We start from the raw sequence: 15,254 nt of genomic DNA, 5'->3' as shown, positions 1-15,254 counted from the left end.
GCGGCGCACCGGTTGACCAATTCGCGTGTACAGTGAAGCCGTTCGACCGCAGATGCTTTCACAGGGGATGGCTGACATGACCGCACGGCTTGAGACAAAAACCGCACTCGTCACGGGTGCCGGATCCGGTATCGGCCGCAGCGTCGCAGAGAGTTTCGCTCGTGAGGGCGCTCGCGTGATTTTCTCCGATCGAGACCGCGCGGCTGCGGAATCCGCTGCTGAGGCCTGGCCCACGGCAATTGCCATCGAACTCGATATCTCAGACGAACAGAGCGTCGCTCACGCCTTCGAGAAGCTCGAAGCCGACGGGTTCGCGCCAGACGTGGTCGTCGCGAACGCGGGTGTGCAACTCTTCGGGCACGACGCGAAGGTCGCAGACCTCGACCTCGACGTATGGAAGCGCACGATCGACATCAACCTGACCGGCACGTTCCTCACGGTCAAGCACGCCGTGCGCTCGATGCTCGGACGCGGTGGTTCGATCATCCTCACCGGAAGCCCGACGGGCCTCAACGGCGAAGGGCAGGACTTCACCGCCTACAGTTCATCGAAGGCGGGCATCCATGGCCTCGGCCGCACCGTGGCTGCCGCGTACGCATCCGAGGGCATCCGCGTCAACACGGTGGTGCCTGGCTACACGGAGACGCCTCTGGTGACGGCCATCTCGGGCGATGAGGCTGCTCGTGCGGCGATCGTCTCGCGTATCCCTCTGGGACGCGCGGGCCAGGCATCCGACGTCGAGGGCATCATGATCTACCTCGCCAGCGACGAGTCGAGCTTCGCCACGGGCGCGCTGTTCCGCGTCGACGGCGGCATGACGACTCTCTAGACCTCGAACAGACAGAGGCGGCCGATGATGTCCAGCGCTCCTCCTCGCGATCTGCTCCGCCCCGACGAGCAGACGACCTCCGTCGTGCACCGCGGCCCGTGGACGATCGAGCTGAGGGCGGGCCAGCTCGAGAACATCCGACACCTCGGAGTGCTCGTCCTGCGCAGCGTGCGCGCCGTTGTGCGCGACGAGAATTGGCGCACCGTGGCATCGATCGTCGATCGCATGCACGGCGTCGATCTGGATGCCGGTTCCCTGCTCATCGAAGGGCGAACGCGAGACGAGCGGATCGTTCTGAAGTGGCTGCTGGAGGTCGCGACCGACGGCGACGAGCTGAGCATCGCATACCGTGCCGAGGCCGGGAGCGACTTCCTCCGCAACAGGCTGGGCCTGATCGTGCTGCATTCGCCAGCGTTGGCCGGCTCGCCCATCGACGTGAGCCACCCGTCTGGCGCCGTGACCTCGACGGTCTTTCCCGACCATATCTCCCCGCATCAGCCGGCCGTCGACATCCGTGGTCTCGACTGGGTCGTGACCGGCGACGGGCGCAGCACGAGCTGTCGACTCGGCTTCGCCGGCGATGTGTTCGAGATGGAAGACCAGCGCAACTGGACCGATGCTTCGTACAAGATGTATTCCACTCCTCTCTCGCTGCCATTTCCCGTCTCGGTGCGCGCGGGAGAGGTCATCGAACAATCGCTGGTTCTGCGGTGCGTCGCGACGGGAGCAGAGCCCTCGGAGTCGGCCGATGCCTCCGGGCCCGTCATGGGCGAACTCGTGATCGGCGATATCGTGCGGGGAGTCACCCTGCCGGCGCTGACGACGACGGCGTCGACAGCGGCCTCGATCCATCGGCCTGACGAACGCCGTCGAGCGCGCTGGGCCGGCGCTCTTCTCGTCGAGCTCGACCCCTCGTCGAGCAACTGGGCAGCGGCGCTGGCGAGGGCGATCGAGGATGCCGATGGTCGCCCCCTCGACGTTCGTCTGGTCGCCGACCGTGTCGACGAGGTAGGGCCCGTGCTCGATACGCTCGCCGAGCATCCGTCACTCGAGATCACGCGCATCGCCCTGTTCGCAAGGGAAGACCATCTCGCCGTCCCGGAGATCGCACGATCCCTCCTGAGCGCACTCGACGAGCGCGGGCTCGACATCCAGGTGGTTGCCGGAACGAGGGCGCACTTCACGGAGCTCAATCGATCGATCGGGCGGCTTGATTCGTGGCGTGGGCCGATGACGTTCAGCATCACGCCCTTCATGCACGACACATCCGGCCAGCAGATGGTCGAGTCGATCTCCACGCAGCGCGAGGTGGCAGAGAATGCGCGGCGTCTTGCACACGGCCGCCCGTTGCACATCGGGCCGATCACGCTGGGCGCACGGTTCAACGCGGTCGCGACGACGCCTTCACCGACTCCCTCCGGGCGCGACCTCGACGAGGGCTACGGCGCTGCGCTCGTGGCCGGTGCGACCGACGTGCGAAGCAGCTCGGCCTCTCTGGCGGCCTGGCTGCTCGCCAGTGTCGCGGCTCTCACCGGGCCGAAGGTTCTTTCGCTGTCGTATCTCGAAGAGTGGGGTGCACGTTCGCCCGCACACGAATCGGCGGAGCAGGTGCTCTCCTGGCTGTCGGAACTCGAGGGTCAGCCCGTTCGATCCGCGCGCGCGCCCGGGCTCACGGCGCTCGCGGCGGGTCGCACCGGTGCGCGGTCCACCGTCGTTCTCATCGGCAACCTCCGGGATCAGCCGCGAGAATTCCGCCTGCCCGGCAGCGCCGTGCCCATTGTCGTCGGTCCCGGCGAGGTCCGTCGATTCGAGCTTCGGCTTGGAGCCGGCGTCAGCGATCGGCTGGCCGAGGAATAGGCTGACGGTGTGATGCATCCGTCGGCGACCGACAATTCCAGGCGCGGTGCGTTCGCCCGGCGTATGGTCGAGGCCGGGCTGGCCCCCGCTCGGTACGCCCGAGTGCTGCGGGCCGATGGCAGGGCGCCCCTGCTGCAGATCGTGAAGACGGGGGTCGCGGCATCCCTCGCGTGGATCGTCTGCCTCGCGATCCTGCCAGAACAGGTGCCGGTCTTCGGAGCCATCGCGGCCATCATCGTCGTTCAGCCGAGCGTGAACCAGTCGTTCGCGAAGGCCCTCGAGCGCACCGTCGGAGTCATCGTCGGGGTGATCATCGCCTACCTCATAGGGCTGGCGTTCGGCTCGTCGACCTGGATCGTGCTGCTCGCGATCATTGTGGCCCTGCTCACGGGATGGGCGCTTCGCCTCAGTCAGTCGACGACCGTGCAGCTGCCGATCAGCGCCATGCTCGTTCTCACGCTCGGCACGCAGACATCCGGATACGCAGCCGGTCGAATCGTCGAAACCGCGCTCGGAGCCGCGGTCGCTGTGGGGATCAATCTCTTGATCGTTCCGCCGACGGGTCTTCAGCCGGCACACGACGCGGTGGCAGCCCTCGGACGCGAGACGGCCGCGTGCCTCGACGCTCTTGCCCGACTGCTCGCCGAGCCGTCGAGCGCGGCCGAGCGCAATGGCGCACTCGTGGAGGCGCGATTGCTGGCCCCCATGCTGGCGAAGGCCCGAGCAGCCGTCGCGGGCGCGGAGGAGAGCTTGCGATTCAACCCTCGCAGGCGCGCCAACTCCGACGCGTTGGAGCTCGATGACGACTTGCTCGCCATGCTGGGAGTGATCGTGGGTCGTGTGCCCGGCATGGTGCGCGTGCTGGCCGACAGATACGACGAGTCGCTGCACGCCGAGGGCACCGTCGCAGGTCTTGCCGAGCAGATGAGAAAGGCGGCGCACGATCTGCGCCTCGTGATGCAGGAGTCCGACCTTCAGACCGCGGAGCCTCTGCCGCACACGGCTGAATTGCCCGCCTTGACGGCGCCTTTTCACATCCTCACGCCGAGTCCGACGCACTGGATTCTCATCGGCTCGCTCATGGAGGACCTACGCCGGGTGCACGAGGTCATCGTCGAGGCAGGTCAGAGCGTGCGAGGCTGATCTCGCCCCGCATCGTCGATCAGCTCGAGCGCGGCAGAAACCCGACCTTGTCGTAGACGTCGGCGAGCGTTGCCGAGGCCACCTCGTTGGCACGGTCGGCATTCGCCGCGAGAATGCGATCGAGCTCGGTAGGATCGGCCAGCAGCTCGAGCGTGCGCGCGCGAACGGGTCCGAGGCTCGCTTCCACGACATCGACCAAGGCCTTCTTGAGATCTCCGTAACCGCGCCCCGCGAAGTCCGCTTCGAGGGTGGCGATCGGAATCTCGCCCAGCACCGAGAAGATCGTCAGCAGATTGGCGACCCCGGGCTTTGCGTCACGGTCGAAGATGATCTGGCCATCGGCATCCGTGACCGCCCGCATGATCTTCTTCGCCGTGGTCTTGGCGTCGTCGAGCAGCCACACGATGCCCGCGGGAGACTCCGACGACTTCGACATCTTCGACTGCGGGTTCTGCAGATCGAAGATCTTGGCCGTCTCCTTCAGGATGTAGGGCTCGGGGATGCGGAAGGTCTCGCCGAAGCGTGAGTTGAACCGGGTCGCGAGGTCGCGGGTCAGCTCGATGTGCTGGCGCTGGTCTTCTCCCACAGGCACCTCGGCCGCCTGGTAGAGCAGGATGTCGCCGGCCTGAAGGATGGGGTAGGTGAACAAGCCGACCGAGGCCGAATCGGCACCCTGCTTCGCCGCCTTGTCTTTGAACTGCGTCATGCGGCTGGCCTCGCCGAAGCCGGTGAGGGTGTTGAGCACCCAGGCCAGCTGCGCGTGCGCGGGTACCTGCGACTGCACGAAGAGCGTCGACTTCGACGGATCGATGCCGGCGGCGATGTACTGGGCGGCCGTGCGGCGCGTGTTCTCGCGTAGGGCGACCGGGTCTTGCGGCACAGTGATGGCGTGCATGTCGGCGAGGAAGAAGAACGCGTCGTGGGTCTCCTGAAGAGCCTTCCAGCTCAGCAGCGCGCCGATGTAGTTGCCGAGGTGCAGTGACTCGGCTGAAGGCTGCATGCCAGAGAAGAGGCGGGGCTTGGCGGTCATAGTCGTGTCGTTCCCTGAGCTTGTCGAAGGGTGGTGCGGCGAAATTAGATCGAGTAGTCGACGACGACCGGAGCGTGGTCGCTCCAGCGTTCGGCGTAGCTTGCAGCGCGGTCGACCGTATAGTCGGTGACCTTTGCTGCCAGTTCGGGTGTGGCGAGCTGGTAATCGATACGCCAACCGGTGTTGTTGTCGAAAGCCTGTCCGCGGGCAGACCACCAGGTGTACGGACCCTCGACCTCGCCTGCCGTGCGCCGCCCGATGTCGACGAAACCGAACCCTGCGCCCGCGTTGTAGTCGGGGTCGCCCTCGGCGCCGAGGAAACGATCGAAGTAGGCGCGCTCCTCGGGCAGGAAGCCTGCACGCTTGACGTTGCCCTTCCAGTTCTTGATGTCGAGGGTGCGGTGACCGACGTTGAGGTCGCCGACGATCACCGAGAGGGGATTGTGCTCCATGAGTCGGGGGAGCCTCTCGACCATCGCGTCGAGGAACTTGTACTTCTCGACCTGCTTCGGCGTTCCGGCCTCGCCGGAGTGCACGTAGGTGGACACCACGGTCACGACCTTGCCGCCCACCTCGTAGTCGGCTTCGAGCCAGCGGCCGGCGCTGTCGAAGTCGTCGGCCCCGAGCGTGACGCGGTGGATCGACGCCTTGTTGCGGCTCGCAAGAGCCACACCGGCCCGGCCTTTGGCCGTCGCGGCGTCGTGCAGGATGTCCCACTCGTCTCCGAGGAGATTCTCGAGGTCGCTCGTGGCGGCTCGTACTTCTTGGAGCGCGAGGATGTCGACCTCGCGCTTGTCGAGCCAGGCGCCCATGCCGTTGCGGAAGGCGGCGCGCACGCCGTTGACGTTGACTGAAGCGATGCGGAGGGATGTGCCAGATATCGACGAAGACATCCCGCTAGTTTAGCGATGCGGAGGGGTCTCATCCTTCAAGCGCGACTCCTCACGGACGGCCGCCTTCAGCTTGCGAGAGAGCCCTCGGCGGCGCAGGCCGTGAGCCTCGCGAAGCTCGTCTTCGAGGCGTGCTCGCTCGGCCGCGGCGATGAGCACTCGCGCCTCCGCCTGCTTCAACTGCACCTCCGCGTCGAGCTGTTCGCGCGAGAGCCCGCGCACATCGAGCCCCACATCGGCGACTCCGATGGAGATCCACGCGGCGGTGATGAGGATGACCTGGCAGATGAGGTTGAAGAAGATCAGCAGTCCTGCGATCACAGCGAACGACGCGATGAGCGGGTTGTTACTGGCGCCACCGAGCAGCAGACCACCGAGCGCCTTCAGCACACCCAGCGCCGCCGCCCCGATGAGTGCACCGCTGATCACGCGGCGGAAAGGGATTCTGATGCCCGTCAGCACTCGGTAGAAGATCAGCAGCACGAGCGTGTCCAGTGCGAACGCGATCAGCAGGCCGATGATGCGCGCCACGACGACGGCGAAGCCGGAGGAGTTGTCGACGCCGATCAGATCGAACGCCAAGCCGATGAGGGTCGTGCTGCCGATGCTGATGCCGGCCGAGACGACGAGCACGATACCGAAGCCGATGGCGAGCCCGGCATCCTTGAGTTTCAGAAGCAGAAAGAAGGTCGTGTCGGGACCGACCGAGAAGATGCGCCGGATGGCATCGCGTGCAGACGCCAGCCACCCGAGGGCCGTGAACACGAGTCCGACCAGGGCGATGGCGCCAGACCAGCTCAGGGCGGGCGTGTTCAACAGGGCGTCGGCGTTCACAGCACCGCCCTCGCCGATGAGGCCCGGAACCGCGCTGCCGATGATCGTGATCAGCTCCTCGAGCAGTTGCCTGTTCGAGGCGAGCACGAGTCCCGCGATCGAGAACCCGGCCCACAGTGCGGCGAAGACAGCGAACAGAGCCTGATACGACATACCGGCCGCCATCAGGGGTCCGCCGTTCGAGGCGTAGTGCTGGAACACCCGAACGGCCTTCAGCCTCATGACCTTCTGCACGAGTGCAGGGATGCCGGTGGCCGGTTTCTCGGTGGAGGTGCTGTTGTCGCTCACCCACTAACCCTATTCAGGCCGACCACATCTGTGCCCCCACTTGACGCAGCCCTCGTCTCCCCGAATGAGCACTTTCTGCACGTTCCGCCTCGGCGGACCGACCGAAAGTGCACTCTCGACGTTCGATCGCCGCAGGGGGTGGGGATAACTTCTGCGAGAGCAGGGGCGGTGGCGGCATCATCGACGAGTGAATCGACGCGCAGACCTTCCCGACGGGCTCCGTGGACGCGCGTTCTCGGTACGTGACGCCCTCGATCACGGCGTCTCGCGGGGACGTCTCCGTCGACAGGATCTGGCGGCGCCGTTTCACGGAGTGCGCGTCCCGGCCGCGGATGCGTTCGGTGACGTCTGGTCTCGATGCCGCGCCTACGCAAGGCGGATGCCGAGCGGTCACATTTTCTCCCACGTCACGGCCGCGCAATTGCACGGACTCCCGATGCCGACGCAGTTGGAATCTGCGCCCTTGCACGTGTCCACGTTTCTACCGATGCAGAGTCCTCGCGCAGCGGGAATCGTCGGACATCGATTAAGACAGGGCAGTATCGACGTCGGGTCGCTCCGGCGGATGCCCGTCGTCTCTCTTGTCGACGCGTGGTGCCAATGCGCGCCATTCATGTCGGTCGACGAGCTCATCATTGCGGGCGACCACATCGTCGGCGGCCGCTACCCTCAAAAAACAGTCAAGCAGCTCAGGTCGGCCGTGGACTCATACGCTGGTGCGCGCGGCGTCCGCACGCTGAAGCACGCTCTCGAGTGGGTGCGTCCCGGGTCGGAGTCCCCGAAGGAGACCGAGTTGCGTCTGCTGCTGGTGCGGGGCGGCCTTCCCGAGCCCGAACTCAACGGCGACGTCTTCGGTGCCGATGGCGCGTTCATCGGCCGAGGCGATCTTCTCTACCGGCGCTTCAAGGTGCTCGTCGAGTACGACGGCTCCCAGCATGCCGATGACCGCCGGCAGTTCCACCGCGATGTGGACCGCCTCGAGGCGTTCTCTGTCGACGAGTGGCGAGTCGTGCGCGTGCTCAAGGAACACATGAACGGAGACCGCTCCGAGATCGTAACGAGAGTGCGCAATGCCCTCATCTCACGAGGCTGGCGCCCCTGAGAGGCTCCGAGTGTGCAGAAACGGCCCGTGCGTATCAACGCGACGGGCCGTTTCTGCACACTCGAGAGCGCAGCCGCTAGGGCTTGCCTCGCATGATGGCCTGCTTGACCTCGGCGATGGCCTGGGTCACCTGGATTCCGCGCGGGCATGCTTCGGAGCAGTTGAAGGTCGTGCGGCAGCGCCAGACGCCCTCTTTGTCGTTGAGGATGTCGAGGCGCACATTGGCGCCCTCGTCACGGCTGTCGAAGATGAAGCGGTGAGCGTTCACGATGGCGGCGGGGCCGAAGTACTGGCCGTCGGTCCAGAAGACCGGGCAGCTCGAGGTGCACGCGGCGCAGAGGATGCACTTCGTCGTGTCGTCGAAGCGGGCGCGCTCGGCGACCGACTGGATGCGTTCCTTCTCGGGCTTCGAAGAAGCGATGAGGAACGGCTGCACCTCGCGGAACGACGCGAAGAACGGCTCCATGTCGACGACGAGGTCTTTCTCGAGCGGAAGGCCCTTGATGGCCTCGACATAGATGGGCTTCGTGATGTCGAGATCTTTGATCAGCGTCTTGCAGGCGAGGCGGTTGCGGCCGTTGATGCGCATCGCATCCGACCCACAGATGCCGTGTGCGCACGAACGGCGGAAGGTGAGTGAGCCGTCCTGCTCCCACTTGATCTTGTGGAGCGCATCGAGCACGCGATCGGTGGGGTACATCTCGACGTCGAAGTCCTGCCACGTGGGTTCGTCATCGGTGTCGGGGTTGAAGCGACGAATGATGAGGGTGACGGTGAAGGTGGGGATGACGTCGTCAGCGGGAGCCGGCGGAGAATCCAGGGTTGCTGTACTCATTAGTACTTCCTCTCCATGGGCTGGTAACGGGTCACGACGACCGGCTTCCAGTCGAGTCTGATGTGGTCTCCTGCGTCGGCCGACATGGGGTCGCCCGAAAGGTAGGCCATCGTGTGCTGCATGTGGTTCACATCGTCGCGGGTCGGGAAGTCCTCGCGCATGTGTGCTCCGCGGCTCTCCTTGCGGTTGCGCGCCGAGTAGACGACGACTTCGGCGAGGTCGAGCAGGAAGCCGAGCTCGATGGCCTCGAGAAGGTCGGTGTTGAACCGCTTGCCCTTGTCTTGCACGAGGATGTTCTTGTAGCGCTCGCGCAGATTGTGGATGACCTCGGTCACCTCGGTGAGGCTCTCTTCGGTGCGGAAGACCTGGGCGTTGCGGTCCATCGACTCCTGCAGCTCGCGGCGGATGATCGCGATGCGCTCGGTTCCGTTCGAATTGCGCGCGTTCTCCACGAGAGTACGAACTCCTGCGGCGGGGTCTTCCGGGAGCTCGACCCATTCGGCGGTCTTCACATACTCGGCCGCCGAGTTGCCGGCGCGCTTGCCGAACACGTTGATGTCGAGAAGCGAGTTCGTTCCGAGCCGGTTGGAGCCGTGCACAGAGACGCACGCGCACTCGCCAGCTGCGTACAGGCCGGGAACGACAGTGGTGTTGTCTGAGAGCACCTCAGCCTGAATGTTGGTGGGGATGCCGCCCATGGCGTAGTGGGCCGTCGGGAGCACGGGCACCGGCTCCGTGTACGGTTCGACACCCAGGTAGGTGCGGGCGAACTCCGTGATGTCAGGGAGTTTGGCATCGATGACCGCGGGATCGAGGTGCGTGATGTCGAGGTAGACATAGTCCTTGTGCGGCCCGGCACCGCGACCCTCGCGGATCTCGAGAGCCATGCAGCGGGCCACGATGTCGCGCGGCGCGAGGTCTTTGATCGTGGGGGCGTAGCGCTCCATAAAGCGCTCGCCCTCGCTGTTGCGCAGGATCGCTCCCTCGCCGCGTGCGGCCTCTGACAGGAGGATCCCCAAGCCGGCGAGACCGGTCGGGTGGAACTGGTAGAACTCCATGTCCTCGAGCGGCAGACCCTTGCGCCAGACGATGCCGACGCCGTCGCCCGTGAGGGTGTGGGCGTTGGACGTCGTCTTGTAGATCTTGCCGAAGCCACCGGTAGCGAAGATGACCGCCTTGGCCTGGAAGACGTGGATGTCGCCGGTCGCCAGTTCGAAGGCCACGACTCCGGCAGGCTTCTGGCCACCGAAGCCATCGCTGACCATGACGAGGTCGAGAACGTAGTACTCGTTGAAGAAGTTGATGCCGAACTTGACGCAGTTCTGATAGAGCGTCTGCAGGATCATGTGGCCGGTGCGGTCGGCGGCATAGCAGGCCCGGCGAACGGGTGCCTTGCCGTGATCGCGGGTGTGGCCACCGAATCGGCGCTGGTCGATCTTGCCGTCGGGTGTGCGGTTGAAGGGCAGCCCCATGTTCTCGAGGTCGTAGATCGCGTCGATCGCTTCTTTGGCGAGAACCTCGGCCGCGTCCTGATCGACGAGATAGTCACCGCCCTTGACCGTGTCGAAGGTGTGCCACTCCCAGTTGTCCTCCTCGACGTTGGCGAGGGCCGCGGCCATGCCGCCCTGCGCCGCGCCCGTGTGGCTGCGTGTCGGGTAGAGCTTCGAGATGACGGCGGTATTCGCCTTGGGCCCGGCCTCGATGGCAGCGCGCATTCCTGCACCGCCCGCGCCGACGATGACGATGTCGAACTGGTGGTAGTGAACGCCGTCTACAACGGATCCATCTGCGTATTCAGTCATGTCGGTCGCCGTCAGCTCGCCGGGCAGAACGAGGCGAGGAGGTCGGCGGGTGCGCCGGCGGGGCAGGGGTCGAACGTAAAGATCACAAGAGTTCCGAGCGTTATGAGGACGATGACTGAGAAGAGCAGGGCGCCCTTGAGGATGCCCCGGGTGGTGCGGTGCGACGCGTAGTCGTTGACGAGGGTGCGCATGCCATTCGCGCCATGGATCATGGCGAGCCACAGCATCAGACAGTCCCACACCTGCCAGAACGGGTTCGACCACTTGCCGCCGACGAAGGCGAAGTCGATGGCCTTGATGCCGTCACCGAGAACGAGGTTCACGATGAGGTGGCCGAAGATGAGCACGACGAGCACGAGGCCCGAGGCGCGCATGTACATCCATCCCCACTTCTCCCAGTTGATGCCGCGCGACCGCGGGGCACGGGAGTAGGGGCTGCGGGGGGCTTCGATCGTGGTGGCCATCAGTGACCCACCTCGCTGAAGACGTTCATGAGGTGGCGGGGAACGAACCCGGCCATCGTGACGACCCACAGGCCGATGACGACGTAGAACATCACCTTCTGGTACTTCGGACCCTTGGTCCAGAAGTCGATGAGGATGATGCGGATGCCGTTGTAGGCGTGGAACGCGATGGCGCCGACGAGTGCGGTCTCGCCGAGCCCCATGATCGGGTTCTTGTACGTGCTCATCACGGCGTTGTACGCCTCGGGCGCGACACGCACCAAGGCGGTGTCGAGGATGTGCACGAGGAGGAAGAAGAAGATGGCGATGCCTGTGATGCGGTGAAGCACCCACGACCACATTCCTTCGCGGCCGCGGTACAGAGTGCCCTGGGGCCTCTTACCCGTGGGCGCAAGGGAACCCGGCGCATGGGTTCCTGTCTCGGTTCTGGACACGAACAACCCTCCTTGGTTGAGAAAGCCCTGATCTAGAAAGTGCAGATCATCGGTGGAGATGGCTCGTCGCGGTCGTGCCGGTCTTCTCGTGCAGGTTCATCAGGATCGGGCGAAGGCGAAGATGGTCTCCAGTTTATAAGTTCTGGCAGGCCATGCTTGTTAGGTACCCCTAATCCGCGAAGACGCTTACACTGCCTCGACAACGGGAACGGGCTGTCGGGCTGCGATGACGTGTGCATAGTGTCCGAGCAGTTCGGTGCACACGGAGTTCCAGGTGGTCGCACGCACGGCGCGTCGTCCGGACTCGCCCATGCGCAGTCGCAGATCTCTCGACACGACGAGGTCCTCGACCAGGGTGCGCATGCTCGAATCTCCGGTCAACGCATCCGGATCGAAGAGATACCCGTCTCCGCCGTCGTGCACGAGGTCGACGGGGCCTCCGGCGCGGGGCGCCACGACCGGCAGCCCCGCCGCGTGCGCTTCCTGGATCGTCTGGCCGAAGGTCTCTTCGGTGCCGGTGTGTACGAAGACGTCGAAGCTCGCGTACGCGACGGCGAGGGCCTGACCGCCCATCCTGCCCAGCCAGGTCACCGGCATCCCCCGCAGCAGGCGGCCGACGGATGCGGTCGACGGTCCGTCGCCGACGAGCGCGAGCGAGATGCCGTCGATTCCGCGCAACTGGTCGAAGCGCTCGAGCTGCTTCTCCGGCGCGACGCGGCCGACGTAGCCGAGTACGACCTCGCCGTTCGGTGCGAGACGTGCGCGCAGGTCTACGGCATCCGGATGCGTGCGCAACCGCGGGTGGTATCGCTCGGTGTCGACGCCCCGGCCCCACCGCGCCAGCCGTGTCACGCCCGCTGCGACGAGGTCGCGCTCCGAGCTCGACGAGGGAACGAGCGTGAGGTCGGCGGCCTCGTGGATCCAGCGCACGAAGCGCCAGGCCAGGGCGGCGGCTTTGCCGAGGTGATTGCGCTTGGCGTACCCCGCGACATCCGTCTGGAAGATCGCGACGCTCGGCACGCCGATGCGGTTGGCCGCAGCGATCGCCTGGGCTCCGAGCAGGAAGGGCGATGCGGCGTGCAGCACATCGGGCCCGAAGGCGGCGAGCACACGCTGAACCTGAGGGTGGGGGAGTCCGACGGGAAACTGCCGATACGCCACAGCGGGCACCGCGTGCACCGCGAATCCCCGATAGCTCGTGGGTGTGTTCCGGGCAGCGGGTGCGATGAGAATCGCCTCGTGTCCCGAGTCGGCAAGAAAGTCGAGCACCTTGCAGACGCTGTTGGTGACCCCGTTGACCGTGGGGAGAAAACTCTCCGTGACGACGGCGACTCTCATGGGCTACTCCCGTCGGCCCGGGGATGCACCGGGCACGTTTCGAACGCTACGAGCCATGGGTGGCGAAGGGGTTAATAGACGGTGGCGGCCAGGTGAGCATCCGTTCAATCGCAGGACGTTCGGCTGGGTGGGTAGGGTGGGGCCATGGCTGAGAACTCTGCGATGGACCGTTTCTACAGTGTCATTCCGGCCGGAGGGATCGGCTCGAGACTCTGGCCGCTCTCCCGCGCCGACGCACCCAAGTTCCTGCACGACCTGAGCGGCTCGGGCCGCAGCCTGCTGCGCGACACGTGGGAGCGCCTCGCCCCCATCTCCGGCGAGCAGCGCGTGATGGTCGTCACGGGGCGTGCGCACCGTGCCGCCGTCGAGCAGCAGATTCCTGAGCTGGCCGACGTCAATGTGGTGCTCGAGAGCGAGCCGCGCGAGTCGTCGGCGGCAATCGGACTGGCCGCCGCCATCCTGGAACGCCGCGAGCCGGGGGTCATCATCGGCTCGTTCGCCGCCGACCACGTCATCACGCAGAGCGAGGCGTTCCGCGACACCGTGGTGCAGGCCGTGAATGCTGCCGATGCCGGCTACATCGTGACGATCGGCATCACTCCGACAGAACCGTCGGTGGGTTTCGGCTACATTCTCACGGGTGACGCGCTCGACATCCCCGGCGCCTCGACCGCGATGGTCGCCAAGCGCTTCGTAGAGAAGCCAGACCTCGAGACGGCGAAGAAGTATCTGAAGAGCAAGAAATACCTGTGGAACGGCGGCATGTTCATCGCTCGCGCCGACAAGCTGCTCGAGCAGCTCGGCAAGGCGGAACCCGAGCTGCTCGCGGGTCTGCTCGAGCTGGCCGAGGCGTGGGACACCCCACGGCGAGGTGCCGTCGTCGATCAGGTCTGGCCCAAGCTCAAGAAGATCGCCATCGACTACACGGTGGCCGAGCCCGCCGCCGTGGACGGCACGCTCGCGGTCGTTCCTGGCGACTTCAGCTGGGACGACGTCGGTGACTTCGCCTCGATCGCCAAGCTCCACTCCACGGGTCGCGGCTCGGAGCTCGCCATTCTGGGCAAGAACGCCCGCGTGCTCTCCGACTCGTCGAGCGGAGTCGTGGTGTCGCAGAGCGGCCGCGTGATCAGCCTCATCGGCGTCAAAGACATCGTGGTCGTCGACACTCCGGATGCGCTGCTCGTCACCACGAGCGAGCATGCTCAGCGGGTCAAGTCGGTCGTCGACGCGCTGCGCCTGGGCGGTTCGGGCGACGTTCTCTGACCTCATAGTCGCGCGACCGAGCCGCTAGTCTTTTCGCCATGTCGACCTCTTCTGTCCTGCGCTCCGTTGTCGCGGTCGCCGCTTCGGTGCTCGTACTCGCCGGATGCGCGCCGGCGCCCGAGAAAACCCAGACGGCCAGCGACTACTGCGCGCGAATGGTCACCAACTCCGGCGGCCTCGAAGACCGATCGTTCAACCAGTCGAGCTGGGAGGGCCTCGAGAAGGCCAAGTCCGATCTCTCGATCGATGCCGAGGTGATCGTGTCGACCAACGAGACCGACCTGGCGCCCAATGTCACGCAGGCCGTCGACAGCGGATGCCAGTTCGTGCTGACGGTCGGTTACGAGTTGGCCGACGCGACCACGGCTGCGGCGAAGGCGAACCCCGATGTGCACTTCGCCATCGTCGACGAGCAGGTCGACGGAAAGAACATCAAGCCGATCGTCTTCGACACAGCCCAGGCCGCGTACCTGGCCGGATACCTCGCCGCGGGAACGACCGCGACCGGCAAGGTGGCGACGTTCGGCGGTGGCAATCAGCCTCCCGTGACCCTGTTCATGGACGGGTTCGTCGACGGCGTCGCGAAGTACAACGCGGTGCACGGAACCGCGGTGCAGGCGCTCGGCTGGAGCAAGGACGCCCAGGACGGCGTGTTCACGGGTGACTTCGAAGACATCAACAAGGGCAAGGTCACCACCCAGGCGTTCATCGATCAGGGCGCCGACGTGATCCTTCCCGTCGCCGGTCAGGTGGGTGAGGGAGCGGCCGCGGCCGCGGCAGAGAATGCGAACGTGTCGATCATCTGGGTAGACAACGACGGCTACGAGACGCTGCCGGCCACCTACAAGCCCATCGTTCTCACGAGCGTGCTGAAGAACACGGGCGACGCCGTGGTGCAGATCGTCGGCGACGACGTCGATGGGTCGTTCGACAACACGCCCTTCGTGGGCACCCTTGAGAACGGGGGAGTGGCTCTGGCCCCCTATCACGACAAGGCGGATGCGGTCACGCCCGCGCTTCAGGCCGAACTCGACGGGCTGAAGGCCGACATCGTTTCGGGTGCCCTCGAGGTCTCGAGCCCCAGCGCGCCGTAATCGCTCGGATCGACGCCGAAGCGCGCGGCGCATCCGGTGTCTTTTCAGGCT

The 15,254-nt window shown here is 65.6% G+C and carries 14 protein-coding genes; 6 read left to right on the top strand and 8 right to left on the bottom strand.

The window, feature by feature from the left end; translation table 11 throughout:
- The first annotated feature begins 76 nt into the window (after nt 1–76).
- From B9Y86_RS02220 to B9Y86_RS02210, 3 genes are read left to right on the top strand one after another with little or no spacing between them, the layout of a single operon-like run.
- Nucleotides 77–829, top strand: coding sequence for an SDR family NAD(P)-dependent oxidoreductase (locus B9Y86_RS02220; protein WP_244894594.1), 753 nt, complete (start codon nt 77–79; stop codon nt 827–829).
- A 27-nt stretch (nt 830–856) separates the two neighbouring features.
- The gene (locus B9Y86_RS02215; protein WP_176223225.1) at nt 857–2,686 is read left to right on the top strand and encodes a D-apionate lactonase family protein; all 1,830 of its coding nucleotides are present in this window, start codon (nt 857–859) and stop codon (nt 2,684–2,686) included.
- A 12-nt stretch (nt 2,687–2,698) separates the two neighbouring features.
- Nucleotides 2,699–3,829, top strand: a complete 1,131-nt coding sequence (locus B9Y86_RS02210) for an FUSC family protein (protein WP_228515351.1) — start codon at nt 2,699–2,701, stop codon at nt 3,827–3,829.
- Between the two features lie 19 nt (nt 3,830–3,848).
- On the opposite strand, the gene trpS is transcribed toward B9Y86_RS02210, so the two are convergent.
- From trpS to B9Y86_RS02195, 3 genes are read right to left on the bottom strand one after another with little or no spacing between them, the layout of a single operon-like run.
- On the bottom strand, nt 3,849–4,859 hold the full coding sequence (gene trpS / locus B9Y86_RS02205; protein ID WP_085482511.1) for a tryptophan--tRNA ligase: 1,011 nt from the start codon (nt 4,857–4,859) through the stop codon (nt 3,849–3,851).
- A gap of 44 nt (nt 4,860–4,903) precedes the next feature.
- Nucleotides 4,904–5,752: an exodeoxyribonuclease III gene (locus B9Y86_RS02200; protein WP_085482509.1), complete on the bottom strand. Its 849-nt coding sequence runs from the start codon at nt 5,750–5,752 to the stop codon at nt 4,904–4,906.
- A 9-nt stretch (nt 5,753–5,761) separates the two neighbouring features.
- Nucleotides 5,762–6,871 carry a YhjD/YihY/BrkB family envelope integrity protein gene (locus tag B9Y86_RS02195; protein WP_139824690.1) on the bottom strand — a complete coding sequence of 370 codons (1,110 nt, stop codon included), beginning with the start codon at nt 6,869–6,871 and terminating at the stop codon, nt 5,762–5,764.
- A 613-nt stretch (nt 6,872–7,484) separates the two neighbouring features.
- Here B9Y86_RS02195 and B9Y86_RS02190 point away from each other — a divergent pair.
- On the top strand, nt 7,485–7,973 hold the full coding sequence (locus B9Y86_RS02190) for a DUF559 domain-containing protein (RefSeq protein ID WP_085482507.1): 489 nt from the start codon (nt 7,485–7,487) through the stop codon (nt 7,971–7,973).
- A gap of 76 nt (nt 7,974–8,049) precedes the next feature.
- Here B9Y86_RS02190 and B9Y86_RS02185 read toward each other — a convergent pair whose 3' ends face one another.
- The 5 genes from B9Y86_RS02185 to B9Y86_RS02165 all read right to left on the bottom strand — a co-directional run bounded on the left by B9Y86_RS02185 (nt 8,050) and on the right by B9Y86_RS02165 (nt 12,846).
- Nucleotides 8,050–8,808 carry a succinate dehydrogenase iron-sulfur subunit gene (locus tag B9Y86_RS02185; protein ID WP_085482505.1) on the bottom strand — a complete coding sequence of 253 codons (759 nt, stop codon included), beginning with the start codon at nt 8,806–8,808 and terminating at the stop codon, nt 8,050–8,052.
- Nucleotides 8,808–10,610, bottom strand: coding sequence for a succinate dehydrogenase flavoprotein subunit (sdhA, locus tag B9Y86_RS02180; protein WP_085482503.1), 1,803 nt, complete (start codon nt 10,608–10,610; stop codon nt 8,808–8,810). Before sdhA ends, B9Y86_RS02185 begins: the two co-directional genes overlap by 1 nt.
- Before the next feature lie 11 nt (nt 10,611–10,621).
- On the bottom strand, nt 10,622–11,074 hold the full coding sequence (locus B9Y86_RS02175) for a succinate dehydrogenase hydrophobic membrane anchor subunit (protein WP_085482501.1): 453 nt from the start codon (nt 11,072–11,074) through the stop codon (nt 10,622–10,624).
- Nucleotides 11,074–11,508, bottom strand: a complete 435-nt coding sequence (sdhC, locus tag B9Y86_RS02170; protein WP_085483706.1) for a succinate dehydrogenase, cytochrome b556 subunit — start codon at nt 11,506–11,508, stop codon at nt 11,074–11,076. Before sdhC ends, B9Y86_RS02175 begins: the two co-directional genes overlap by 1 nt.
- Before the next feature lie 186 nt (nt 11,509–11,694).
- Entirely contained in the window at nt 11,695–12,846 is a 1,152-nt protein-coding gene (locus tag B9Y86_RS02165) for a glycosyltransferase family 4 protein (RefSeq protein ID WP_085482499.1), read from the bottom strand.
- 144 nt (nt 12,847–12,990) lie between these two features.
- Here B9Y86_RS02165 and B9Y86_RS02160 point away from each other — a divergent pair, with 144 nt between their 5' ends.
- Nucleotides 12,991–14,109: a mannose-1-phosphate guanylyltransferase gene (locus B9Y86_RS02160; protein ID WP_085482497.1), complete on the top strand. Its 1,119-nt coding sequence runs from the start codon at nt 12,991–12,993 to the stop codon at nt 14,107–14,109.
- A 38-nt stretch (nt 14,110–14,147) separates the two neighbouring features.
- Entirely contained in the window at nt 14,148–15,203 is a 1,056-nt protein-coding gene (locus tag B9Y86_RS02155) for a BMP family lipoprotein (protein WP_085482495.1), read from the top strand.
- Nucleotides 15,204–15,254 lie beyond the last annotated feature (51 nt).

Origin of the sequence: Agreia pratensis, assembly GCF_900177685.1 — a bacterium.
Taxonomy (GTDB): Bacteria; Actinomycetota; Actinomycetes; order Actinomycetales; family Microbacteriaceae; genus Agreia; species Agreia pratensis.
Note: the sequence above shows the minus strand (reverse complement) of the source record. Positions and strands in the feature narration are given on the sequence as shown.

What these genes read in the sequence shown, in the direction of transcription:
- B9Y86_RS02220 (WP_244894594.1), top strand. Translation starts at nt 77, where the DNA reads ATGACCGCACGGCTTGAGACAAAAACCGCACTCGTCACGGGTGCCGGA.
- B9Y86_RS02215 (WP_176223225.1), top strand. Translation starts at nt 857, where the DNA reads ATGTCCAGCGCTCCTCCTCGCGATCTGCTCCGCCCCGACGAGCAGACG.
- B9Y86_RS02210 (WP_228515351.1), top strand. Translation starts at nt 2,699, where the DNA reads ATGCATCCGTCGGCGACCGACAATTCCAGGCGCGGTGCGTTCGCCCGG.
- trpS (WP_085482511.1), bottom strand. Translation starts at nt 4,859, where the DNA reads ATGACCGCCAAGCCCCGCCTCTTCTCTGGCATGCAGCCTTCAGCCGAG.
- B9Y86_RS02200 (WP_085482509.1), bottom strand. Translation starts at nt 5,752, where the DNA reads ATGTCTTCGTCGATATCTGGCACATCCCTCCGCATCGCTTCAGTCAAC.
- B9Y86_RS02190 (WP_085482507.1), top strand. Translation starts at nt 7,485, where the DNA reads ATGTCGGTCGACGAGCTCATCATTGCGGGCGACCACATCGTCGGCGGC.
- B9Y86_RS02185 (WP_085482505.1), bottom strand. Translation starts at nt 8,808, where the DNA reads ATGAGTACAGCAACCCTGGATTCTCCGCCGGCTCCCGCTGACGACGTC.
- sdhA (WP_085482503.1), bottom strand. Translation starts at nt 10,610, where the DNA reads ATGACTGAATACGCAGATGGATCCGTTGTAGACGGCGTTCACTACCAC.
- B9Y86_RS02175 (WP_085482501.1), bottom strand. Translation starts at nt 11,074, where the DNA reads ATGGCCACCACGATCGAAGCCCCCCGCAGCCCCTACTCCCGTGCCCCG.
- B9Y86_RS02165 (WP_085482499.1), bottom strand. Translation starts at nt 12,846, where the DNA reads ATGAGAGTCGCCGTCGTCACGGAGAGTTTTCTCCCCACGGTCAACGGG.
- B9Y86_RS02160 (WP_085482497.1), top strand. Translation starts at nt 12,991, where the DNA reads ATGGCTGAGAACTCTGCGATGGACCGTTTCTACAGTGTCATTCCGGCC.
- B9Y86_RS02155 (WP_085482495.1), top strand. Translation starts at nt 14,148, where the DNA reads ATGTCGACCTCTTCTGTCCTGCGCTCCGTTGTCGCGGTCGCCGCTTCG.